Raw genomic sequence first — 24,282 nt, 5'->3', positions numbered from 1 at the left:
ATTCATAGCGTTGCGACACCGATCTTTTAGGGATATCACACTTATGAGCGGCAAAAAGACGTCCAGATTACGGCTGAAGAAAGGAGCATTTGCGGTGGCACTGTGCCTGGGATTACAGGTTCCGGCGCAGGCTTTTGACCAGCTTTATGTTTTCGGCGACAGCCTGAGTGATACCGGCAATATTGGCCGCTGGACCTTCGACAGCAGTTCACATCAGCTTTATGACGAAATCCTGGCGAACAACATCGGCACAACGTTAACGCCGTCCTCAAAAGGCGGCCTGAACTATGCTGAAGGCGGCGGCGTCGCGGTACCGGGGCTGGATTCTGACTACACCACGCAGGATCAGGTCAAAAGCTATCTGGCCTCGACCGGCGGCAAAGCCGACCCGAACGGGCTGTATATTCACTGGATTGGCGGTAACGATCTGGCCGCTGCGGCGCTGAGCCTGAACCCGATCACGGCGGTGGAAATTGCCACCAACAGCGCGACGCAGGCGGCGTCCCAGGTGAACGATTTATTGAAAGCCGGTGCCGGAACCGTCGTGGTGCCAACGGTGCCCAATATCGGTCTGACGCCGGTGCTGATGGAAGGCGTGATACAGGTCGGATTACTGCCAGTGCAGCAACAGGCGCTGGAAGCGGCATATCAGTATCTCAATGCACAAAATACGCCGAATGCCGATGCCCGCACCGAAGCCATTCACAATGCACTGGCGGCCGCTGCAGCGGAAGGCTCCGGTATTCCGCTGGTGCAGGACGTGATCGCAAAAGGGCTGGCAGCGGCTTATGACGCGCTGAAAGACGTAGCTGGCGGCCTGACAGACACCTACAACACCACCGAAGATATCGCGCTGGCGAAAACCGGTGGCAATATTGCGCGTGTGGATATCAACGGGTTGTTCAACGAAGTGGTGGCCGATCCGGCGTTATACGGTTTCGCCAATACTGCCGGTACCGCCTGTCCGGTCGGGACATCCGCGTCGGAATGTACCTCGAACCTGCCGGGTTTCGACACCAGTAAAGCTTTCCTGTTTTCTGACCATTTCCACCCGACACCTCAGGCGCACGCGCTGATTGCCCAGTATATGCAGTCGGTGATCGACGGCCCGCTGGAAGCCTCGGCGCTGAGTCAGGGGTCACTGGCATTGGCGAGAAATACGCAGGGATTGCTCGACAGCCGTTATCAGCAGCTGCGCACGCAGGATAATGACGCCGGAACTTTCGGCATGTTTGGCGGCTATGCCGGACAAAGTGCGGACAGCAAATTCAGCCCGTCGATGGGGCTGGGCGATGGCGACCTGACATCTAACTCGCTGAATATCGGAATGGATTATCAGATGACCGATCGCTGGATGATGGGGCTGATGCTTTCCGGTTCCGATGATAAAGACGATCCGACCGATCATTACAGCTACCGCACGCGCGGCTGGATGGCGACCGCATTCACGGGCATTAAAATCGCCGAAAATGGCTGGATCAACGGCGATGTGCATTATGGTTCGCTCAATTATGACGACATCAAACGTCGCATCACCCTCGGGCCAACCACCCGTACCGAACGTGGTGATACCGACGGCAAACAGATCGGCGGACGCGTCACCGCAGGCTGGGATTTCCCGGTGCTGCCGGTGCTGAAAACCGGGCCGGTTGCGCAATACAGCTGGGATTACAGCAGTGTTGACGGTTACAGCGAGAAGGGGAATAACAGCACCTCAATGCGCTTTGGCGATCAGACTTCCCATTCACAAATCGGCGCACTGGGCTGGCGTGTAAATGCCGAACTCGGCATCGTCAATCCGTACGCGCAGGTAACGTATGACCGGCAGTTTGGGGATAAAACCTACACCACCACCGGCGCGATCAAATCCACCCGCACGCGGTTCAGCCGCACTACCGGCGAGCAGGATGACGACTGGGTTGATATGACCGCAGGCTTAAACGTGCAAATCACCCACAGCATTTCAGCATTTGCGACTATTTCTCAAACCACCGGGCTGGATTCCGGCGAGCAAACTTCCTATAACGCGGGGATCAGTGCGCGGTTTTAAGGGATAAAGGGGCGTTCAGCCCCTTTTTACTGCGCCAGCAGATCGCTGAAAACTAAACAATACCTTTCCGAATCTCTCTGCTGCCTGATTCTGGCTGATTATCTTCCGTGCAGCGGGTATACTGTCGCACTCTCTTTACACCCACTTTCTCGCGTGCGAATCCAACATGCAAAAGTTTGATACCAAGACATTTCAGGGCCTGATCCTGACACTGCAAGATTATTGGGCGCAGCAGGGCTGCACCATTGTTCAACCGCTGGATATGGAAGTCGGCGCGGGCACCTCGCACCCGATGACCAGCCTGCGCGCACTCGGCCCTGAGCCTTTTGCGGCAGCGTATGTTCAGCCATCACGTCGTCCGACCGACGGCCGCTACGGCGAAAACCCTAACCGTCTGCAGCACTATTATCAGTTCCAGGTGATGATCAAACCTTCACCGGAAAACATTCAGGAGCTGTACCTCGGCTCGCTGAAAGAGCTGGGTCTTGACCCGCTGATCCACGATATCCGCTTCGTTGAAGACAACTGGGAAAACCCGACGCTCGGCGCCTGGGGTCTTGGCTGGGAAGTGTGGCTGAACGGCATGGAAGTGACGCAGTTCACTTACTTCCAGCAGGTCGGCGGCCTGGAATGTAAACCGGTAACCGGCGAAATCACTTACGGTCTGGAACGTCTGGCGATGTACATCCAGGGCGTGGACAGCGTTTACGATCTGGTCTGGAGCAACGGTCCGCTGGGTAAAACCACCTACGGCGACGTGTTCCATCAGAACGAAGTGGAGCAATCGACGTATAACTTTGAATACGCCGACGTCGATTTCCTGTTCACCTGTTTTGAACAGCACGAGAAAGAAGCGCAAACCCTGCTGGCACTCGAAAAGCCACTGGCACTGCCGGCGTACGAGCGCATCCTGAAAGCGGCCCATTGCTTCAACCTGCTCGACGCGCGTAAAGCGATTTCTGTGACTGAACGTCAGCGCTACATTCTGCGCATCCGTACCCTGACTAAAGCGGTAGCTGAGGCGTATTACGCTTCCCGCGAAGTGCTGGGCTTCCCGATGTGCAAAAAGAACGAGAAGTGAGATAAGTCAATGACTGAAAAAACATTTCTGGTGGAAATCGGCACGGAAGAACTGCCACCGAAGGCTCTGCGCAGCCTTGCTGAATCTTTTGCAGCTAACCTGACTGCGGAGCTGGATGCGGCGAACCTGCCACACGGCGACGTAAAATGGTTTGCAGCTCCGCGCCGTCTGGCGCTGAAAGTCTCCGGTCTGCATGAATCTCAGGCTGACCGCGAAGTTGAAAAACGCGGCCCGGCTGTCGCGCAGGCATTCGATGCCGAAGGCAAACCAAGCAAAGCCGCTGAAGGCTGGGCTCGCGGTTGCGGTATCACCGTTGATCAGGCCGATCGTCTGGTCACCGACAAAGGTGAATGGCTGGTTTACCGTGCGCACGTCAAAGGCGAAAGCGCGCAACAACTGCTGCCGGCGATGATCGCCACTTCACTGTCTAAACTGCCAATCCCTAAACTGATGCGCTGGGGCGATTCCGACGTGCAGTTTGTGCGTCCGGTTCACACCGTCACGCTGCTGTTAGGCGATGAGCTGATCCCGGCGAAAATCCTCGGTATCGATTCTGCCCGCACGGTTCGCGGTCACCGCTTCATGGGTGAGCCTGAATTCACCCTCGACAACGCCGATCAGTATCCACAGATTCTGCTGGAACGCGGCAAAGTCATTGCGGATTACGAACAGCGTAAAGCGCTGATCAAACAGGATGCTGAGAAAGCGGCGAAAGAGATTGGCGGCATCGCTGATCTGAGCGAAAGCCTGCTGGAAGAAGTGGCGTCTCTGGTCGAATGGCCGGTGGTGCTGACCGCGAAATTCGAAGAGAAATTCCTGGCGGTTCCGGCTGAAGCGCTGGTTTACACCATGAAAGGCGACCAGAAGTATTTCCCGGTGTACGACGCTGCGGGCAAACTTCTGCCGAACTTTATCTTCGTGGCTAACATCGAGTCGAAAGATCCGCAGCAAATCATTTCCGGTAACGAAAAAGTGGTGCGTCCGCGTCTGGCCGATGCCGAATTCTTCTTCAATACCGACCGCAAAAAACGTCTCGAAGATAACCTGCCGCGTCTGGAAACCGTGTTGTTCCAGAAACAGCTGGGTACGCTGCGCGACAAAACCGACCGTATTCAGGCGTTGTCAGGCTGGATCGCTGAGAAAATCGGTGCCAACGTTGAGAACGCAAAACGCGCAGGTCTGCTGTCAAAATGTGACCTGATGACCAACATGGTCTTCGAATTCACCGACACGCAGGGCGTGATGGGCATGCACTATGCGCGTCACGACGGCGAGCAGGAAGAAGTCGCGGTAGCCCTGAACGAACAGTATCAGCCACGCTTTGCGGGCGACGAGTTACCGGCATCGCTGGTAGCGTGCGCGCTGGCAATCGCTGACAAGATGGACACCCTGGCCGGTATTTTCGGCATCGGTCAGCATCCGAAAGGCGATAAAGACCCGTTCGCATTGCGTCGTGCCGCGCTCGGTGTTCTGCGTATCATCGTTGAGAAAAACCTGCCGCTTGATCTGCAAACCCTGACCGAAGAAGCAGTGCGCCTGTACGGCGACAAGCTGACTAACGCCAAGGTTGTCGATGAAGTGGTTGATTTCATGCTCGGTCGTTTCCGTGCGTGGTATCAGGAAGAAGGTCACGCGGTCGATACTATTCAGGCTGTGCTGGCACGTCGTCCGACCAAACCGGCAGATTTCGATGCGCGCGTGAAAGCGGTGAGCTACTTCCGTACGCTCGATGAAGCGGCAACGCTGGCTGCGGCCAACAAGCGTGTGTCCAACATTCTGGCGAAATCCACCGACGTTCTGCTGGATCACGTTCACGCATCCGTGCTGAAAGAACCTGCGGAGCTGAAACTGGCGACGCATCTGGTGGTTCTGCGTGACAAACTGGAACCGCTGTTTGCGGCCGGTGAGTACAAAGAAGCGCTGGTGGAACTGGCTGCGCTGCGCGAAACCGTCGATACGTTCTTTGATACCGTGATGGTAATGGATGAGAACGAAGCGGTGCGTATCAACCGTCTGACGCTGCTGTCCAAACTGCGGGAGCTGTTCCTGCAAGTCGCGGATATTTCGCTGCTTCAGTAAATTTAGCTTTTGCGCCCTCCCCTGCGAAGGGGAGGGTTGGGGTGGGGTATTACAGCAACATCAAAAAGTTGAAGTATGCGTTGACCCTTGTTTTGTCTTTAATACCCCCTCCCGGCCTCCCCCTTCGCAGGGGGAGGAGCAAGGCACCTTATCGGATGCCAATTTCTACGCTTTTTTAAAAAGCGTTCTCCCCCCAATTGTTCTATCCTATAACCCGCATGGAATGCACAGCATCGGCAGGGAACTGGCCGGAAGAAGAACATTGAAATCAGGAGTCAGGACTCATGGCTGTAGGGATCAGAAGCGGTGTATTTTCTCGCTGGCTGGCGCCGTTTATCGCATTGCTGGTCGTTTTCCAGCTCACTGCCTGTGGCGATAAAGAACCGGAACAACGCAAAGCCTTTATCGATTATTTGCAAAATACCGTCATGCGCAGCGGGCAAAATTTGCCTTCGCTGAGTGAAGATCAGAAACAACGTTTTGGTAATTACGCGAACGACTACGGCATTATCCTGTCATTCTCCCGCCAGATGAAAGGCGCCGTAGATGGCAGCCTGGTACCGGTGGTCAGCGCGATTGGTCAGGTGCGTACTCCGCAGGATTACATGACCCAGCGCAGCGCATTGCAACAGGCAGCCAGCACGCTGAGTATGCTGAATGCACAGTTGCGTGATTCAAAAGTGAAAGCCGATACAGCGATGGCTGCACTGAAACAACCGGATGATCTGAAAGCGGTTTACGGCCAGGTGTACAACACGGTTGTCACCCAGCCAGCGAACGTGCTGACGCCTCTGGTGCCAGCGCTGCAAAGCTTCACGCAGGATATCGTCTCTGTCGGTGATTATCTGCAACAACAGGGCCCTCAGGTCGCGTTTGCCAATGGTGGCGTACAGTTCCCGACGCAGCAGCAGGCAACACAGTACAACACCATGATGTCCAATCTGGTTGGTAAACAGCAGACATTGCTTCAGGCGCAGAAAGTCGCCCAGGGTGATTTCAGCAACTAAGCCAGACCATCGTTTTCAAACAAGCCACGTCATCGCGTACGTGGCTTTTTTATTTCCGTCATTCCTGCCCTTATATTTATAAAAAATGACAATTTTTAGCCTGCAAATCCGGCCAAATTCCTCTACTTTTGAAGGCAACTGTTCGATTTTCCCCGTATTTCACTTTAAGGATTTTTGATGAAACGTCAGACGATGACTCTGTTGGCTTCTCTGGTGCTGGCGCCGACGCTGGCTTTTGCTGCCGACAGCGCAACCGCAGATTTCACCCCGGCGCAGCAGGAAGCCATTGGTAAAATTGCGGCGGATTACATGTTGCAGCATCCGGAAATTCTGGTGCAGGTCAGCCAGAAATTGCAGGCACAGCAGGCTGATCAGCAACAACAGCAAACCCTGAGTGCAGTGCTGGCAAACGCCAAAGCGCTGGTGAATGACCCGGCGACCCCAAGCTACGGCCCGAAAGATGCCAAAGTGGCATTCGTGGAATTCTTCGATTACCAGTGCCTGTATTGCAGTCACATGGCGCCGCTGGTTGAGCAGACAGTGAAAGCCAATCCGAACGTGCGTTTCGTCTTTAAAGAATGGCCAATCTTCGGTGACCGCTGGAAAGCGTCCATCACTGCCGCTGAAACCGGTATGGCTATATGGAAAGAAAAAGGCGCTCAGGCGTACTTTGATTACCACAACAGCATTTACCGCTCCGGCCACGACGAAGGCAAACTGACCGATGCCGATATCGCGGGCGCAGTGAAAGCCGCCAAAGCCACAGCACCGACCGACGCACAGCGTAAAGCAACGCACGAAGCCATCGCATCGAACGATGAACTGGCACGTACGCTGGGCTTCAGCGGCACGCCAGGTTTCGTGGTGATGCCAACCAGCGGCGCGACCGCTGAAAACACCACCGTGCTGCCGGGCGCCGTGTCTGCCGAAGATTTGCAGGCAGCCATTGTGAAGGCGCAGGGCGGGAAGTAATTCGGAGTTCAATCCGGCAGCCAATGCTGTCGGATTTTTTCATGACTATAGTTTGGAAAGCACTTCTCAGTATTGAATGTAATGGCTGAAACTGAGTAAATTTTTACGCACTTCGTTGGTTTTCTCGTGGTAACCTTCCTTTCTTCATGGATATTTATTCCAGTGAAGCAATCTCTGATTATTTAGGTCTGACATCAGAGTTCCCTCAAATTCTCACTTATTACATGGATAGTTTATGATTGTTCAATTCGCTGATTATGCTGCGTTGAAAACGGATGAACAGCATTCCGAATTCTCAGCAGTGGAGAGCACGGGATCAGAGCACGTTATTGATCTTTTGGCCCGGCGTCAGTCTGCTGCATATAAAAAGGCCATGGCTCAGGTTTTGGAAGAAGCAGCCAAGCTAGACTGGTAACATTCAGGCTGTCCAGTCATTGGAGTGTCTATGGCTGAACCGGCAAAAAAAAATCATTTCATTACCTGCATCAAATCAATCATTCGGCAATAATAACAGCATTGATGATATTCGTGAGCGCCGCTCACAAGAACTGGTCATCGGACTTTGTGGGGCGAGTGGATCAGGGGTTAAAACCCTTAAAGAAAAAATCATCACTAAACTTAAAGCCTGTAATTATCATGTTGTGCATATAAGAATTAGCGATTTAATGGCAGACACCCTGTCAGCTGCTGAAGCGGCAGAGTTAAAGAAACTTGAAGGCTATGAGCATTTTATCCAGTTGCAAAATCTCGGTAATACTCTGCGTGAAAAACATGGCAATATCATTAACTCCGAATTGGTTATCCGGAAAATAAAAGTTATCAGGACGGCAAATTTAAATACGGGAGATTTTAAAGGAGTATCAGGAAAATCAACCAGTAAAATAGCTTACATTGTCGATCAATTAAAACATCCTGAAGAAGTTGATCTCTTTCGTGAGGTGTATCGTAATAATTTTTATCTGATCGGCTTAGTGAGAACGATTAATGAAAGAGTTATTAATTTGAAAAAGGATTTTCTTAACGATCATCAGATTGCCGAAATAATCAGGCGCGACAGGCGTTCCGAGTACCCTTATGGTCAACATGTCGAGGACACATTGCAGTGTGCCGATTATTTTATCAGGAACATAAATAATGATCAGATTAAAAAATCGATAGCCCGATTTATCGACCTTGTACATGGCGCAAATAATGTGAGTCCCAGCCAGGATGAAACCGGCATGTTCACCGCAAATTCAGCCGCATTACGCTCTGCCTGCTTATCGCGTCAGGTGGGGGCTGCTATTATGGATGATAATTGCAACATCCTCTCCACTGGCTGCAATGATGTACCTGCTGCAGGTGGAGGTCTCTATTCCTGTGAAAGCAAGAGCGATAAACGCTGTTATAACAACGATGGCTGCCATAGTGATATGCACAAGGATTTAGTCAGGCGTGAGGTCGAAGCAGTGATCGCCCGAAGCGATCCGTCACGGGCGAATGAACTTGCAATACAGATTATGAAAACCCCAAAAATAAAGTCCCTGATTGAATACTCGCGTGCTATTCATGCCGAAATGGATGCAATTACAACGATGGCGCGTCTTGCGAATGCAACTACTTGTGGTAAGACACTTTATTGCACGACTTATCCTTGCCACAACTGCGCACGACATATTGTTGCCGCCGGCTTGAAGAGGGTGGTTTATATCGAACCTTATGCCAAGAGTCTGGCTGAAGACCTTCACGGTGATTCGATAGCTCACGCCGACAGTACGGATAAAACTAAAAAGGTTATTTTCGAGAATTTTGAGGGAACGGCACCGAGGCGGTATACAAAATTTTTCGGTTATAGCCGTCCAAGAAAAGATGACAGAGGCAAGCCAATTTCTTATGAAATCCCTGCTTCCCATCACGTTGATCCACAATATCTGGATAGCTATGGTGATTCTGAATCAAAAGTGATTTTGAATGTTACTCATAAGCTTCGTGATGAACCTCTCCCCGATTAACGAAGACGCGGGTATTCGGGATACCCGCTCCCCCTTGTAATTTTATTTCAACCTCTCCTCCGTAAACTCACTTTTCCATTACCGTGACACGTCTGAATGCTTTTTAAGCGAAATAAGCCCGTCTGCCCAAAAATACTTTGTGATGAATATCACGTTTTAATGATAAAGAATCGTTAACAAATAGTGATTTAAGTCACATTTTTGACGGTGTTGCGTTTAAATAATAATCAGTGTAGCCGGGTTACAGGGTGTTTTTGTGATCATGATCACCAAAAGTGAGGGGGTGATGGCCGTATACGTGTGATCTCCGTCACGGGCTGCCGGGTGGCTACGCGAGGCCTATAATCACGTGGTAGAGTCCGCCTCGCAGACAGCAATTCGACGGACGGATTTTTAAAGCAGTGGCAGAAAAACCGAAATAACCGTCACCGATAATTAACTGATATCACGCGCTCTATTGTCAGCGCGTATCAATAGGGGTGCGTTTTATGTTTTCACCAGACGTTAAGATCAAAGTTCAAAACTTTGGTCGCTTCCTGAGTAACATGGTAATGCCCAACATCGGCGCGTTTATCGCCTGGGGTATCATTACCGCTCTGTTCATTCCTACCGGCTGGATCCCTAATGAAACATTAGCGAAGCTGGTTGGCCCGATGATCACCTATCTTCTGCCATTGCTCATCGGTTATACCGGTGGTCGTCTGGTGGGTGGTGACCGCGGTGGTGTGGTCGGTGCAATCACCGTTATGGGTGTTATCGTTGGTGCGGATATGCCAATGTTCCTCGGCGCAATGATTGCAGGTCCGCTGGGCGGCTGGTGCATCAAGCGTTTCGACCGCTGGGTTGACGGTAAAATCAAAAGCGGCTTCGAGATGCTGGTTAACAACTTCTCTGCCGGTATTATCGGTATGCTGCTGGCGATCCTGGCCTTCCTGGCGATTGGTCCGCTGGTAGAAGCGCTGTCTAAAGTGCTGGCTGCAGGCGTGCACATCATGGTTATTCATAACCTGTTGCCGCTGGCCTCTATCTTTGTTGAACCGGCGAAAATCCTGTTCCTCAACAACGCCATCAACCACGGTATCTTCTCTCCGCTGGGTATCCAGCAGGCGACTGAAACCGGTAAATCAATCTTCTTCCTGATCGAAGCGAACCCGGGTCCGGGTATGGGCGTCCTGATGGCGTACATGTTCTTCGGTCGTGGCAGCGCCAAGCAATCTGCTGGCGGCGCGGCAATCATCCACTTCCTGGGTGGTATCCACGAAATTTACTTCCCATACGTTCTGATGAACCCGCGCCTGTTACTGGCGGTCATTCTGGGCGGTATGACGGGCGTGTTTACCCTGACTCTGCTGAACGGCGGTCTGGTGTCTCCGGCTTCTCCGGGTTCCATCCTGGCCGTGCTGGCGATGACGCCAAAAGGTGCGTACTTCGCTAATATCGCGGCCATCGTGGCAGCCTTTGCGGTGTCCTTCGTTATCTCCGCTTTGCTGCTGAAAACCACCAAAGCGAAAGACGGCGACGATCTGGACGAAGCAACACGCCGTATGCAGGACATGAAAGCACAGTCTAAAGGCGGCAAACCTGCTGTTGCAGGCGTGGCGGGCGACCTGTCTACCGTACGTAAAATCATCGTAGCCTGTGACGCCGGTATGGGTTCCAGCGCAATGGGTGCCGGTGTTCTGCGCAAAAAAGTGCAGGATGCAGGACTGACCAACATCAGCGTCACCAACAGCGCCATCAACAATCTGCCTGATGATGTGGATCTGGTGATTACGCACCGTGACCTGACTGAACGCGCCATGCGTCAGGTGCCACATGCGCAGCACATTTCGCTGACCAACTTCCTCGACAGCGGCCTGTACACTGACCTGACCTCCCGTCTGGTGGAAGTGAACAAAGCCAGCCAGTACAAAGAGAAAGTGACGACGACGCTGGGCGACAGCATCGTGGCAGACAATGAAAACGAAAACCTGTTCCGAATCAGCGAAAGCAATATCTTCCTCGGCCTGAGCGCTGGCACGAAAGAAGAAGCGATTCGTTTTGCGGGTGAGCAACTGGTGAAAGGCGGGTATGTTCAGGCAGAATATGTCGACGCGATGCTGGCACGTGAGCAGCTGACCTCGACGTATCTGGGCGAATCCATCGCTGTGCCACACGGCACCATCGAAGCAAAAGACCGTGTACTGAAAACCGGTATCGTGTTCTGCCAGTATCCGGCGGGTATCCGCTGGGGCGATGATGAAGATGACCGCGCACGTCTGGTCGTCGGTATCGCAGCACGCAATAATGAGCACATCAACGTGATCACCAAACTGACCACGGCACTGGACGAAGACGGTGTTATCGAGCGTCTGGCGAACACCACCAGCGTTGAAGAAGTACTGACTATTCTTCGCGGCTGATACTGAGCAGTTAATCGAAAAGTAATTACTAAGCGGGTCTTGCGAGACCCGCTTGTTGATTCGGAGCCCGGTGCTCCTCACGATTTGAAGGAATAAATATGAAAGCATTACATTTTGGTGCAGGTAACATTGGTCGCGGTTTTATCGGTAAATTACTGGCTGATGCCGGGATTGAACTGACGTTTGCCGATGTCAGTCCTGCCTTGCTGGATGCGCTGAACAGCCGCAAAGGCTACGACGTGCACGTTGTCGGCGAACAGGCCACCGTTGAGCCTGTCAGTAATGTGAATGCCGTAAACAGCGCCGGTCAGGATGCCATTAACCTGATCGCCGAAGTTGATCTGGTGACCACTGCCGTCGGCCCGACCGTGCTGGAAAAAATCGCGCCAAACGTGGCTAAAGGTCTGGTTCTGCGTCATCAGCAGGGCAACGAAAAGCCGCTGAATATTATCGCCTGTGAAAACATGGTGCGCGGGACCAGCCAGTTCAAACAGCACGTATTCAACGCGCTGCCGGAAGATGAAAAGGCCTGGGTTGAAGCGCATATCGGTTTTGTCGATTCCGCCGTAGACCGTATCGTTCCGCCAGCGGCAGCCGGTACTACCGATCCGCTGGAAGTCACCGTTGAAACCTTCAGCGAATGGATTGTGGATAAAACCCAGTTCAAAGGTGAATTGCCGCACATCGCCGGTATGGAGCTGACCGATAATTTGATGGCGTTCGTCGAACGTAAACTGTTCACCCTGAACACCGGTCATGCAATCACCGCGTATCTCGGTCAGCAAGCCGGTCACGCGACAATCCGTGATGCAATCCTCGACGAGAAAGTGCGTCTGGTGGTTCGTGGTGCGATGGAAGAAAGCGGTGAAGTGCTGATCCGCCGTTACGGTTTTGACCCGGAAAAACATTTTGCCTACATCGAAAAAATTCTGACCCGTTTCGAAAACCCGTACCTGCATGACGACGTTGAGCGCGTTGGCCGTCAGCCACTGCGTAAACTGAGCGCAGGCGATCGACTGATTAAACCGTTGCTGGGCACGCAGGAATACCGCCTGCCGAACGACAACCTGATCAGAGGGATTGCCGCCGCGATGCATTACCGCAGCGAGCAAGACCCGCAAGCTAAAGAACTGGTAGAATTGCTGGAGAAAGTCGGGCCAAAAGCCGCCCTCGCCCAGATTTCAGGTCTGCCAGAAGATGGCGAAGTTGTGGCGAAAGCCGTCGCTCTCTACGAATCGATGCACTAATACTGCGTTTATTTTGATTTCGCCAACACCAGGCAAAGAAAGCCCTGTCGGGCAGGATGTTTCTGTCCGACATGCGCGCATCATGGATGACGCCAGGGGCGCTGTCAGCATCGGCACTTTACTGCAAGTAAGCCCTATGGAAAAAGCTCAGGCGTTTGAAAACCGTGTACTCGAAAAGCTCAATGCGGGTAAAACTGTGCGCAGTTTTTTGATGACTGCCGTGGAATTACTGGCCGAAGCGCTGGATATTCTGGTGGTGCAGGTTTTTCGCAAAGACGATTACGCGGTGAAATATGCGGTCGAACCGTTACTGACCGGCACTGGTCCGCTCGGTGATTTGTCGGTGCGTCTCAAACTGATTTATGCGCTGGGTGTGATCAGCCGTCATGAATATGAAGATGCGGAATTACTGATGGCGCTGCGTGAAGAGCTGAATTACGACGGCGAAGAGTATCGTTTTACCGATGATGAAATTCTCGGCCCGTTCGGTGAACTGCATTGTGTGACGGAACTGCCACCGGCACCGACGTTCCTGAAACCGGGAGAAGCTGACGAATCGCTGATCGCCATGCAACGTCAGCGTTACCAGCAAATCGTCCGCTCCACGATGGTCCTTTCCGTGACCGGGCTGATCGCCCATATCAGTAATCAGCAGCCTTCCAGGCTCTCTCCGGTTCAGAAATAAATCCCCGTCATACTTCGAGCCGCAGATGCGTTAGCTGCGTTAAGTTAACCGAATCACTTACTTGAGTAAGCTCATCGGGACTCCATCACTTGCCGCCTTTCTGCAACCCGAACTATTTTGGGGATTCGTTTTAGTTAAGCGCATGGCGCACTTCGCCGACCAGCAGCCACAGCGCGGTTAACGCCATCATCCCGCCCATGATCGTGTTGAACATCTTCAGTTTCCATTCCACACGTAACGCCTGACGTAACCTGTCACCCATCACTACCCAGACCAGAATGCATGGCAGATTGATCAGCGCAAAGCCGAGGCAAATCAGCAGTGTGTGATGCAGCATATTGCCATCCGGCGGGGTAAACAGAATCGCAACATTGGTCGCCATCAGCCAGGCTTTCGGATTCACTGCCTGAAATAACGCGCCATTAATCATATTCATCGGCTGTTGTTTTTCGCCTTCTTTCGGCGAGCCGGAACGGTAAATTTTCCACGACAGCCAGAACAGATACGCGCAACCGATCGCCGCCATTGGCAGGCGCACGACCGTCATCCAGCTGAGTAAAATCGCCAGCATAGAAGTCATCAGGGCGCACTGCACCACGCAGCCGAGGGTTATCCCCAGCATCATCGGCACGCTGCGGCGCAGCCCAAAATTCACCCCGGAAGCCGCCAGCAAAAGATTGTTCGGGCCTGGCGTAATTGACATCACGGTGACGTAACTGACAAAAGCGGTATCTATCATTTTAGTTTTCCTGCATCCCCTGTTTTCCAGACAACCAGAGTAAACAGTGAACAGGAAAGGTAACAGAACCAGAAATACGCTATTGTCATGGTTACAGATTGCGTAACGAAAAACTGTATCCATCACTTTTCACGGAACTGACACCATGACTGATACTGCGGATTTCAGCGACACCCGATATAACCAGCTGGCGGAACAACTGGCCGATGCCATTCGTCGCGGCACACTGGCGCCCGGCAGCCGCTTGCCATCGGTGCGGCGCAGTGCGCAAACCTGGTCAGTCAGCATCAATACCGTGGTGGCGGCTTACCGGCGGCTGGAAGATCGCGGGTTTATCGAGGCGCGTCCGCAGTCCGGATTTTATGTCCGTGCAGCACTGCCTGCGCTGACTCATCAGACACACGAACAACCGCAGACGCCCGCCGCAGAACCGGCAGATGAAGTGCTGGATTTGATCGACAAAGTCTTCGCCTCGCAAATCGACCCGACGTATACCAATCTGTCGCTGGCCTGTCCGCAGTCGAATGATTTTTATCCGACCGGAAAGCTCGGACGGATTATGTCGTCTTTGCTGCGCCGTCAGCCAAATCTCATCGGGCAATACGCGTTGCCGCCGGGCAGTCCGGCGTTACGCCAGCAAATCGCCCGCCGTGCGCTGACGCTCGGCATGATTTTAGAACCGGCCGACATCACGATTACGCACGGTTGTATGGAAGCGTTACAGCTGGCGCTGCGCGTCACCACCAAACCGGGCGACAGCGTCGGGCTGGAAACGCCGACTTATTTTTATCTGCTGCCGATGCTGGCGAGCCTCGGGCTAAAAGCGGTGGAAATCCCGACTGATCCGCAAACCGGTTTATCCCTGGATGTGCTGGAAATGCTGCTCACCGAGAAACGGCTGAATGCGGTGATCGCCATGCCGACGGCGCAAAATCCGCTCGGCTTCACTATGCCGCTGGCAGCGAAGAAAAGGCTGGCGCGCCTGATGAACGATCATCAGGTTCCACTGATAGAAGACGGGCTTTACGCTGAAATTCAGTTTGGCGCGACGCTGTCTCCGGCGGTGAAATCTTTTGATCGTGACGGCTGGATCCTGTTTTGCACCAGCTTTACCAAAACGCTGGCGCCCGATTTCCGCATTGGCTGGGTAGAAGGCGGGCGCTTTGCCGATAAGCTGCATAAACTGAAAGCGGTGTCATCGATGGCAGAATCCGCGTTGCTTTCTCAAACGCTGACGGTGTTTCTGGAATCGGGCGGTTATGACCATCATCTGCGGGCTTTACGCAAACGCTACGCATCACAGGTTGAACAGGCGCGCGCGCTGATCGCCCGCCATTTCCCGCAGGGGACGCGTGCCACACAACCGGCGGGTGGTTTTGTGATTTGGGTCGATTTCCCGCCGGGCGTTGATTGCGTCACGCTGTTTCGCCAGTTGCTGAAAGATAAAATCTGCATGACGCCGGGACAACTGTATTCGCCGAGCGGTCGCTACAGTAACGGCCTGCGGTTGTCGTGCTGTTATGTTTTTGATACCCGTTATATTTCGGCGATGATCCGCATTGGCGAGCGTGCCTGTGAGATGTGTGGTTTACCGCCCGGGCTGGCAGAAACGCAGGAGCAAGCTGAAGAATCGCGCACTTCCTGATACACTGACGGTTATTATTCCCAATTTACAATCGTGCCCGCTGCGGCATGAACGGATCTGAAATCATGAAAGAAGTCGAAAAAGCCGAGATCAAGCGTCTCAGCGACATGCTGGATGCACTGAATCACAAAGATGCGACCGTTATTCAGGCAGGTAATGCTGAACTGATCGACAAGCACGAAGAAGAGAAAGAAAAGCTGGCTGCCGAGATCGCGCGTCTGAAAGAAGTGCGTGTGAAAAAACTCAGCACTGAAGCGCAGAAACTGGAAAAGCTGTTCAGCCGTGAAATCACCAAGAAAGAACAGGCTGATATGGGCACGCTGAAGAAAACTGTACGCGGTATCGTGGTGGTTCACCCGATGACTGCACTGGGCCGTGAAATGGGCCTGAAAGCGGTGACCGGTTTCGCGAAAAAAGAATTCTAGTGTAACTTTTCCTCCCCCTTCGCAGGGGGAGGAGCAAAGAAAAACCCCGCCAGCTACACCCGATGTGTTTTTACTTCCCAAATAATCTCCGCCCAAAATCCTCAATCTTGCGATTCACCAGACGCATTTGCATGGTTTTACTCCAGCTTGCTGAAATCCCCGCCGCAGACATCAGCCGCCGGTACTGTTCTTCATCGAACGGCATGTGAAACGCAATAGAAATAGCTTCGGAGACGGAGACTTCACTGTTGCGCGTCAGCAATTCCAGCGGACGATCGCCACTGGTTTTTCCTGTGCCCACGACGCGATATAACCAGCCGCAGCGGCCGCTTTGCTGCAACAGTGGCGACAGATTCTGGCAGTCGAGAAAATGGTTCAGCTTGTAGCAGGGCGCGCGAGGCTGCGTGACCTGAATCAGCGTTTCGCCCCAGCGGAAAATATCGCCGATAAATACGTTATCTTCGGTCATGCCGAGCGTGGAAAGGTTTTCGCCAAAAGCAGGCGGATGGAAACGATCTTCTTCTTCGGGAAACTGCTGGCGCAGCCAGGCGTAATGCTCGCGGGGGAAATGGCACAGCGCGCGGTCAGCGCCACCGTGATATGACTTTTCGGCCTGCTGATCGCCTTCCAGCCCGAAAGGCGTTAAGGCGATGCCACCATCAACCTGACGTTTGGCAATCGCACTGAGTGAGAAATCGGGATATTGCTCGATGGTACCGATGTACACGTCGGGATAATGCATAAGCTCTCCGCTGCTGAAATGTCACTCACACCAGCATAACCTGCATTGAGCAGCGGGAATAGAAGGAATACCTGCGCGCAATCAGGGAACTGCGCGCAGTAAAGAGGGGTCAGAACGTTTCCCAGTTTTCCTGGCTGGTTTTGCCTTGCACTGGCGGTGCGAGAGTCGGGCGACGAAGCGGGGCGGACGCCGGTGCGTTCAGCATATTGTCGTTCCCGGCGAGACGGAATACCGAAACCGCCTGCGTCAGCGTAGCAGCCTGATCTTCAAGGGAATCAGCGGCAGCAGACGACTGCTCAACCAGCGCGGCGTTCTGCTGGGTGGTGCTGTCCATCTCCACAATCGCCTGTGATATCTGCGCGATACCCCGGCTTTGCTCGTCAGACGCCGAGGCAATTTCACCCATAATATCGCGAACATGCGAGACGGATTTCACGATGTCCTGCATAGTGCGCCCGGTATTTTCCACCAGTCTGGCACCGGTACTGACGCGTTCAACCGACTCGGCAATCAGCCCTTCAATCTCTTTTGCCGCCTGCGCGCTGCGTTGCGCCAGTGTGCGGACTTCAGAGGCCACCACGGAGAATCCGCGTCCCTGTTCACCGGCTCGCGCAGCTTCAACCGCTGCGTTCAGTGCCAGAATGTTGGTCTGGAAAGCGATGCCGTTAATGACCGAGGTAATTTCGGCAATGCGTTTTGAGCTGCCGGAAATCTGCTGCATGGTATCGACCACTTCGCCAACTTGCTTGCCGCCAAGCGTCGCCGTGCCTGAAGCCTCGCTGGCCAGTTTGCTGGCGTGATGGGCGTTATCAGCGTTCTGTTTCACCGTTGCGCTCAGCTCTTCCATGCTGGCAGCGGTTTCTTCAACGGCCGCCGCCTGCTGCTCGGTGCGTGAGGAGAGATCGGTATTCCCCGCAGCGATTTCAGCTGCGGCGTGGGACACCTGCGAAACGCCGGAGCGGATTTCATAAATCATGGTGCTGAGATTCTGGCTCATCGCGGCGACTGCGTTCATCAGCATCCCCAGCTCGTCACGACGTGTTGTCGGATGTGCGGCGGTCAGATCACCCTGAGCAATAGCTTCGGCAGTTTTCAGTGTATCGCGCAGCGGCTGGGCAATCTGGCGGGTAATGCGCCACGCAATGATGATGCCGGCCAGCATCACAATCAGTGTAATCACCATCATGATCATCTGCGCATGGCTGATATCCAGATGCGTATTTTCCAGCTCGTTTTTGAAGATTTTCGCCACCAGCGCATTCATTTCTGTGGCTTTTACCGACAGCAGCTGGGAGTTTTTCTGCTCTTCTTCATAGGCGGGCATATACGCCACAACGTGACTTTTATACGTCGCCAGCGCGCTCATCAGCGGGGCGAGAGTGGCCTGCTGATTTGGCAACAGCAGCGCATTCAGCTTTTTGGCATTCGCTTGTGTGTCATCAATCGACTGCAACAGTTTGGCTTCGGATTCTTTGTTAATGCTCAGCAACAGCCCGCGCACGTTATAACGCACGCTGATCAGTTTCTGAATTACCTCAGCCAGAGAAAGACGGATGGAAGGATCGGCATCTTCCACGCGCAACTGATCCTGTAAACGCGTCACCACGGCTTCAGTTTCGGAAAGGTTCCAGCTCGCGCGAACGGCATCCTTCTTATCGACAGCCAGCTTAAAGGCGTCCTGAGCCTGCTGATATTCGTGGATTTTAACCGGCACCTGATTGAGTTCTGCCAGACTCGCTGCATCCCACTCCAGTTTGTCTTTCGACTGGGCAATCAGCTGCGAAAGTGCGCTGATTTTGTCCTGATTTTGTTTGAGATAAGCGGGATCGTAATTGAGCTGATACAGCGTGCGGCTGAGACGGGCTTCGTTTAACAGCGCATTCATCTGGTTGCTGAAATCGACTTTTTCAGCGCGCTGGCTGATGTCGTTAAATTTGATCATCCCTGCCACGGTGATGGCCGCGGCGATCAGAAGTACCAGCCCGAAGCCCAGACCCAGTTTGGTGCCGACCTTGAGATTATTCATCCACTGCGAAAGACCTGTTCCGTTGCTCATGTTCATTCTCCGTCGAACATCCCTTTAAAATTAATAAGTGATTTTGTGAAGCCTTTGTGAACAACCTATCGGTGGACTTAAGAGAAACTTTATAGGGAACGGCGCGTATTTTTGATTAATGCGAGCGGGATCGGATAAGGGCAGAGGGGAAATGAATAATTGGCAATAAAACAGTGATCAGGCTTAGGTCTTTACTCAATAAAGAGTACATGAAAATGGACATAAAAAAGGCGGGTCAGTGACCCGCCATTGGCGAAAACATCGTGCCCGTTATGGGCGGTAAAGCGAAATTACTTCGCTTCAGCCAGACGTTTTGCTGCTTCGTCCCAGTTTACAACATCCCAGAAGGCTTTGATGTAATCAGGGCGTTTGTTCTGATATTTCAGGTAGTAAGCGTGTTCCCAAACGTCCAGACCCAGCAGCGGGTAACCGGATGCGCCTGAAACAGCTTCGCCCATCAGCGGGCTGTCCTGGTTAGCGGTAGAAACAACGGCCAGTTTGCCGTCTTTCAGAACCAGCCATGCCCAACCTGAACCGAAACGAGTGGTTGCTGCTTTCTCGAAAGTTTCTTTGAAAGCGTCAACGCTGCCGAAATCGCGTTCGATAGCAGATTTCAGTTCGCCCTGCAGGGTGGTGCCGGTTTTCAGGCCTTTCCAGAACAGGCTGTGGTTAGCGTGGCCACCTGCGTTGTTACGCAGTGCAACTTTCTTGTCCGCAGGCACTTTGTCCAGGTTTGCGATCAGCTCTTCAACAGGAAGTTTTGCCAGTTCTGGCAGGCTTTCCAGTGCAGCGTTCGCGTTGTTCACGTAAGCCTGGTGGTGTTTAGAGTGATGGATTTCCATCGTTTCTTTGTCGAAATGCGGTTCGAGTGCGTCGTATGCGTAAGGCAGTGATGGCAGTGAATAACTCATGTTCATCGTCTCCATAGTGTAGGGCGGCACCGTCATTGTGAGCACCGCGTAATCAGTCGGATCATTATAGTTAATTAAATGATATTGAAAATGATTATCTATGCTCCACCCTTTGTACGGGTACTCGTAAGCGCCTGTTATACGGGGCTTAGAACCAGATAACCGCAAACAATCCTAAATTGTCTAAAGGCACGTGAAGCTTAGAGGGTCAGCGTAACCGCTGCGGATGCGTATACACCGTTGCCCGTCCCGGTTTGCTGAAACCGACCAGCGTCAGGTTACATTTTTCGGCGACGTCTACCGCCAGCGTAGTGGCGGCGGAGACGGCAAACAAAATTTCGACACCGCACATCGCGGCTTTCTGCACCATTTCATAGCTGGCGCGGCTCGACACCAGCGCGGCGCCGGATTGCCATTCACTTTGTTTTTCTCGCAGGCCAAGCATTTTGTCGAGTGCCACGTGACGTCCCACGTCCTCGCAGCCACCCAGTAAGTCGCCCTGCGAGGTTATCCACGCGGCGGCATGCGTACAGCCGGTCAGCTGACCGATTTCCTGCACGGATTTCAGCTGATTCAGCGCGTTATCCAGATTCGCCAGCTCAAACGTTTGGGTAAACGGCAGCGGGGCGAGCGGGCGGAACAAATCGCCTAGCTGTTCGATGCCGCACACGCCGCAGCCGGTTCGGCCTGCCATGGCACGACGACGCTCTTTCAGCCCGGCAAAACGGCGGCTCGATAATTCGATGTTAACTTCAATACCGTTACAGTTTGGTGTTACGTCCAGCCCGTAAATATCCGCAGCCGATTCGATAATTCCTTCCGACAGCGAAAACCCCAGCGCAAAGGCTTCGAGATCTTTCGGCGACGCCATCATTACCACATGTGAAATTCCGTTATAGACCAGCGCAACGGGCACTTCTTCTGCAATCCAGTCGTCTTCCAGTTCGCCAGGATGTGTGCGCTGCATCACCGGTTTTTGACTGGCTCCGATGATCTGAGTCACTTTTTTATCATCTTTTTCGCTCAGTTCTTTTACTTGATGGACATCCATTGGCAATAACCTTATAAACATTCCGGCTACATAAGCCGTACAAACTGTCAGGACTTTAGGTCTTAATTTTACCGCTTCCGCATCTGCAACGGAAAGCGGCAATTTGAAAGCAATGTGTTAACAAATGATGGGAAGGAGTCTTTCATGCAAGTCAGCAGAAGACAATTATTCAAAATATGTGCGGGCGGTATGGCCGGCACTACCGCAGCATTATTGGGGTTTGCCCCGACAATCGCGCTGGCGGAAACCCGCCAATATAAACTGCTTCGCTCGCGTGAAACCCGCAACAACTGCACGTACTGCTCAGTCGGTTGCGGCATGTTGATTTACAGCCAGGGCGACGGCGCGAAAAACGTCACTGAAAATATCTTCCACGTAGAGGGTGACGCCGATCATCCGGTCAGTCGTGGCTCGTTGTGCCCGAAAGGCGCAGGGGTACTGGATTACATCCACAGCGAAGGCCGTCTGAGATATCCGGAATATCGCGCGCCCGGCTCCGATAAATGGCAGCGTATCAGCTGGGATGAGGCGATTTCCCGTATCGCCCGCCTGATGAAAGATGACCGCGACGCCAACTTTGTCGAGAAAAATGAAAACAACGTCACGGTTAACCGCTGGCTGACCACCGGCATGTTGTGTTCGTCCGCGGCCAGTAACGAAACCGGCCTGCTGGATCAGAAATTCACCCGCGCGCTGGGCATGGTTGCCATCGACTGTCAGGCACGTCTTTGCCATGGCCCGACCGTCGCGGCATTAGCGCCAAGCTTTGGTCGCGGTGCGATGACCAACAACTGGGTCGATATCAAAAACGCCAACGTCATTTTGATTATGGGCGGAAACGCGGCAGAAGCGCATCCGGTCGGATTCAAATGGGTGATTGAGGCGAAAACCAAAAATAACGCCAAAGTTATCGTCGTCGATCCGCGTTTCAACCGCAGCGCCGCCGTGGCCGATATCTATGCGCCAATCCGCGCCGGTTCGGACACCGCTTTCCTGCTCGGCATGATCAACTACCTGATTACGCATAATAAAATTCAGACCGAATACGTCAGGGAGTACACCAACGCCAGCCTGCTGGTGCGGGAAGATTATGCCTTTAACGATGGCCTGTTCAGCGGCTTCGACGCGACGAAAAAATCCTACAACAAAGACAGCTGGCACTATCAGCTGGATGAAAACGGTCTGGCGAAACAAGACAAAACCTTGCAGGATCCGCGCTGTGTCTGGAATCTGCTGAAAGAGCATGTTTCCCGGTACACGCCGGAACTGGTGGAGCGTCTGTGCGGCACCTCGAAAGAAGATTTCCTGCTGATCAGCTCTATTCTGGCGGAAACCTGCGCGCGCGATAAAACCTCGACCATTCTTTATGCGCTGGGCTGGACGCATCACACCGGCGGCGCGCAAATCATCCGTTGTGCGGCGATGATCCAGCTGTTGCTGGGCAATATCGGCATGCCTGGCGGCGGCGTGAATGCGCTGCGCGGTCACTCCAATATTCAGGGTTACACCGACCTCGGTTTGCTCTCGCTGAATCTGCCGGGCTATATGCCTTTGCCTTCGGAAAAACAGACGAATTTCAGCGATTATCTGCAACAGATCACGCCGACACCGCTGGTGGACGGGCAGGTCAATTTCTGGAAAAACACGCCGAACTTCTTCGTCAGTATGATGAAAAGTTTCTGGGGCGATCATGCCACGGCGGAAAACGACTGGGGCTTCGACTGGCTGCCGAAATGGGACAAAAGCTACGATGTGATGCAGCAAGCCGAGCTGATGACTGAAGGCAAACTGAACGGTTATATCGTGCAGGGCTTCAACCCGCTGGCGGCATTCCCGGACAAAAACAAATCCTCGCGCGCGCTCTCAAAACTGAAATACATGGTGGTGATCGACCCGCTGGTGACCGAGTCCTCGAACTTCTGGCAAAACCACGGTGCGATGAACGACGTGCAGACCGCCGATATTCAGACCGAAGTGTTTCGCCTGCCGTCTTCCTGTTTTGCGGAGGAAAACGGTTCGATTGTGAACTCCGGCCGCTGGCTGCAATGGCACTTCCAGGCGTCTGAGCCACCGGGTGAAGCGCTGCACGACGGCAAAATTATCGCGCGCCTGTTTATGAAACTGCGCGAGCTGTATCAGAAAGAAGGCGGTGCCAATCCGCTGCCGGTGATGAATATGGCGTGGGATTATCAGGATCCGCTCGACCCGCTGCCGGAAGAAATCGCCCGCGAAGCCAACGGCAAAGCGCTGGCAGATATCCATGACGATCAGGGCAATCTGCTGGCGAAAAAAGGTCAGCAGATTTCGACCTTTGCCCATCTGAAAAACGACGGCAGCACCGCCAGTTTCTGCTGGATTTACGCCGGTAGCTGGACAGAAGCCGGTAACCAGATGGCGCGCCGCGATAACGCCGATCCATCGGGTCTGGGCTGTACGTCCGGCTGGGCGTGGTGCTGGCCGCTGAACCGCCGCATTCTGTATAACCGTGCCTCCGTTGACCCGCAGGGTAAACCGTGGGATCCAAAACGCGAAATCATCCGCTGGGATGGCGCGAAATGGACCGGCTTTGATGTCCCGGATTACAGCGCTGCGGCGCCGGGCACCGGCGTAGGGCCGTTCATCATGCAGCAGGAAGGCGTCGGGCGTTTATTTGCCACCGACAAAATGGCCGACGGTCCGTTCCCTGAGCATTACGAACCGATTGAATCGCCGATTGGCACCAACCCGCTGCATCCGGCGGTGATCTCCAATCCGGTCGCACGTATTTTTGCCAGCGATTTGCCGAATATGGGCACTGCTAAAGACTTCCCGTATGTGGCGACCACTTATTCAATCACCGAATTGTTCCGCCACTGGACCAAACACGCGTTGCTGAATGCCATCGCGCAGCCTGAACAGTTTATCGAGATCGGCGAAGGTCTGGCCGCCTCGAAAGGCATTGCGCAGGGCGATGAGGTGAAAGTCTCCTCGAAGCGCGGATTCATCGTGGCGAAAGCCGTGGTGACCAAACGCATCAGGCCGCTGACCATCGACGGTAAGCACGTCGACACCATTGGCATCCCGTGCCACTGGGGCTTTGAAGGCGCGACGCGTAAGGGCTATTTAGCCAACACGCTGACGCCGTCAGTCGGCGACGCTAACTCGCAAACGCCGGAGTTCAAGGCGTTCCTGGTTAACGTGGAAAAGGTCTAACGGAGGC

General features: G+C 53.4%; 18 protein-coding genes. 13 read left to right on the top strand and 5 right to left on the bottom strand.

Translation table 11 applies throughout. From position 1 onward, the window contains the following. Positions 1–43 precede the first annotated feature (43 nt). The 10 genes from CKQ54_RS03145 to CKQ54_RS03100 all read left to right on the top strand — a co-directional run bounded on the left by CKQ54_RS03145 (position 44) and on the right by CKQ54_RS03100 (position 13,514). Positions 44–2,050, top strand: a complete 2,007-nt coding sequence (locus tag CKQ54_RS03145; RefSeq protein ID WP_120163132.1) for an autotransporter outer membrane beta-barrel domain-containing protein — start codon at positions 44–46, stop codon at positions 2,048–2,050. 166 nt (positions 2,051–2,216) lie between these two features. Next, positions 2,217–3,131 (top strand): glycine--tRNA ligase subunit alpha, encoded by a 915-nt coding sequence (glyQ, locus tag CKQ54_RS03140; protein WP_014333298.1) that lies wholly within the window; start codon positions 2,217–2,219, stop codon positions 3,129–3,131. 9 nt (positions 3,132–3,140) lie between these two features. Then, entirely contained in the window at positions 3,141–5,210 is a 2,070-nt protein-coding gene (gene glyS / locus CKQ54_RS03135) for a glycine--tRNA ligase subunit beta (protein ID WP_113876841.1), read from the top strand. A 284-nt stretch (positions 5,211–5,494) separates the two neighbouring features. After that, positions 5,495–6,217, top strand: a complete 723-nt coding sequence (locus tag CKQ54_RS03130; protein WP_113876842.1) for a DUF3053 domain-containing protein — start codon at positions 5,495–5,497, stop codon at positions 6,215–6,217. Positions 6,218–6,394: 177 nt separating this feature from the next. Beyond that, positions 6,395–7,189, top strand: coding sequence for a DsbA family protein (locus CKQ54_RS03125; RefSeq protein ID WP_120163133.1), 795 nt, complete (start codon positions 6,395–6,397; stop codon positions 7,187–7,189). A gap of 235 nt (positions 7,190–7,424) precedes the next feature. Beyond that, complete coding sequence (locus CKQ54_RS03120) at positions 7,425–7,604, top strand: hypothetical protein (RefSeq protein ID WP_120163134.1); 180 nt, start codon at positions 7,425–7,427, stop codon at positions 7,602–7,604. 19 nt (positions 7,605–7,623) lie between these two features. After that, positions 7,624–9,180: an anti-phage dCTP deaminase gene (locus tag CKQ54_RS03115; RefSeq protein WP_244220165.1), complete on the top strand. Its 1,557-nt coding sequence runs from the start codon at positions 7,624–7,626 to the stop codon at positions 9,178–9,180. 488 nt (positions 9,181–9,668) lie between these two features. Continuing rightward, the gene (locus tag CKQ54_RS03110; RefSeq protein WP_113876846.1) at positions 9,669–11,582 is read left to right on the top strand and encodes a PTS mannitol transporter subunit IICBA; all 1,914 of its coding nucleotides are present in this window, start codon (positions 9,669–9,671) and stop codon (positions 11,580–11,582) included. A 98-nt stretch (positions 11,583–11,680) separates the two neighbouring features. Then, positions 11,681–12,829, top strand: coding sequence for a mannitol-1-phosphate 5-dehydrogenase (locus CKQ54_RS03105; protein ID WP_120163136.1), 1,149 nt, complete (start codon positions 11,681–11,683; stop codon positions 12,827–12,829). Positions 12,830–12,965: 136 nt separating this feature from the next. Continuing rightward, positions 12,966–13,514, top strand: coding sequence for an MltR family transcriptional regulator (locus CKQ54_RS03100; RefSeq protein ID WP_014411435.1), 549 nt, complete (start codon positions 12,966–12,968; stop codon positions 13,512–13,514). A gap of 130 nt (positions 13,515–13,644) precedes the next feature. Here CKQ54_RS03100 and CKQ54_RS03095 read toward each other — a convergent pair whose 3' ends face one another. Then, positions 13,645–14,253, bottom strand: coding sequence for a LysE family translocator (locus CKQ54_RS03095; RefSeq protein ID WP_112287248.1), 609 nt, complete (start codon positions 14,251–14,253; stop codon positions 13,645–13,647). 145 nt (positions 14,254–14,398) lie between these two features. Here CKQ54_RS03095 and CKQ54_RS03090 point away from each other — a divergent pair, with 145 nt between their 5' ends. Both CKQ54_RS03090 and CKQ54_RS03085 read left to right on the top strand, forming a co-directional pair. Then, complete coding sequence (locus CKQ54_RS03090; RefSeq protein ID WP_120163137.1) at positions 14,399–15,898, top strand: aminotransferase-like domain-containing protein; 1,500 nt, start codon at positions 14,399–14,401, stop codon at positions 15,896–15,898. Between the two features lie 65 nt (positions 15,899–15,963). After that, positions 15,964–16,323 (top strand): YibL family ribosome-associated protein, encoded by a 360-nt coding sequence (locus tag CKQ54_RS03085; RefSeq protein ID WP_120163138.1) that lies wholly within the window; start codon positions 15,964–15,966, stop codon positions 16,321–16,323. A gap of 70 nt (positions 16,324–16,393) precedes the next feature. Here the strand turns inward: CKQ54_RS03085 and yiiM are convergent, their stop codons facing one another. The 4 genes from yiiM to fdhD form a co-directional block, all read right to left on the bottom strand. Continuing rightward, complete coding sequence (yiiM, locus tag CKQ54_RS03080; RefSeq protein ID WP_120163139.1) at positions 16,394–17,065, bottom strand: 6-hydroxyaminopurine reductase; 672 nt, start codon at positions 17,063–17,065, stop codon at positions 16,394–16,396. Between the two features lie 109 nt (positions 17,066–17,174). Further along, positions 17,175–19,121 (bottom strand): methyl-accepting chemotaxis protein, encoded by a 1,947-nt coding sequence (locus tag CKQ54_RS03075; RefSeq protein WP_120163140.1) that lies wholly within the window; start codon positions 19,119–19,121, stop codon positions 17,175–17,177. A 290-nt stretch (positions 19,122–19,411) separates the two neighbouring features. Then, the gene (sodA, locus tag CKQ54_RS03070) at positions 19,412–20,032 is read right to left on the bottom strand and encodes a superoxide dismutase [Mn] (protein ID WP_113876859.1); all 621 of its coding nucleotides are present in this window, start codon (positions 20,030–20,032) and stop codon (positions 19,412–19,414) included. A gap of 208 nt (positions 20,033–20,240) precedes the next feature. Further along, positions 20,241–21,083 carry a formate dehydrogenase accessory sulfurtransferase FdhD gene (gene fdhD, locus CKQ54_RS03065; protein ID WP_120163141.1) on the bottom strand — a complete coding sequence of 281 codons (843 nt, stop codon included), beginning with the start codon at positions 21,081–21,083 and terminating at the stop codon, positions 20,241–20,243. A gap of 144 nt (positions 21,084–21,227) precedes the next feature. On the opposite strand from fdhD, the gene fdnG reads away from it, so the two are divergent. Continuing rightward, positions 21,228–24,275 (top strand): formate dehydrogenase-N subunit alpha, encoded by a 3,048-nt coding sequence (gene fdnG, locus CKQ54_RS03060; protein WP_120163142.1) that lies wholly within the window; start codon positions 21,228–21,230, stop codon positions 24,273–24,275. Positions 24,276–24,282: the final 7 nt, after the last annotated feature.

The organism is Rahnella variigena, from assembly GCF_003610915.1.
Lineage (GTDB): Bacteria > Pseudomonadota > Gammaproteobacteria > Enterobacterales > Enterobacteriaceae > Rahnella > Rahnella variigena.
This window is presented reverse-complemented; position numbering and strand designations above follow the sequence as displayed.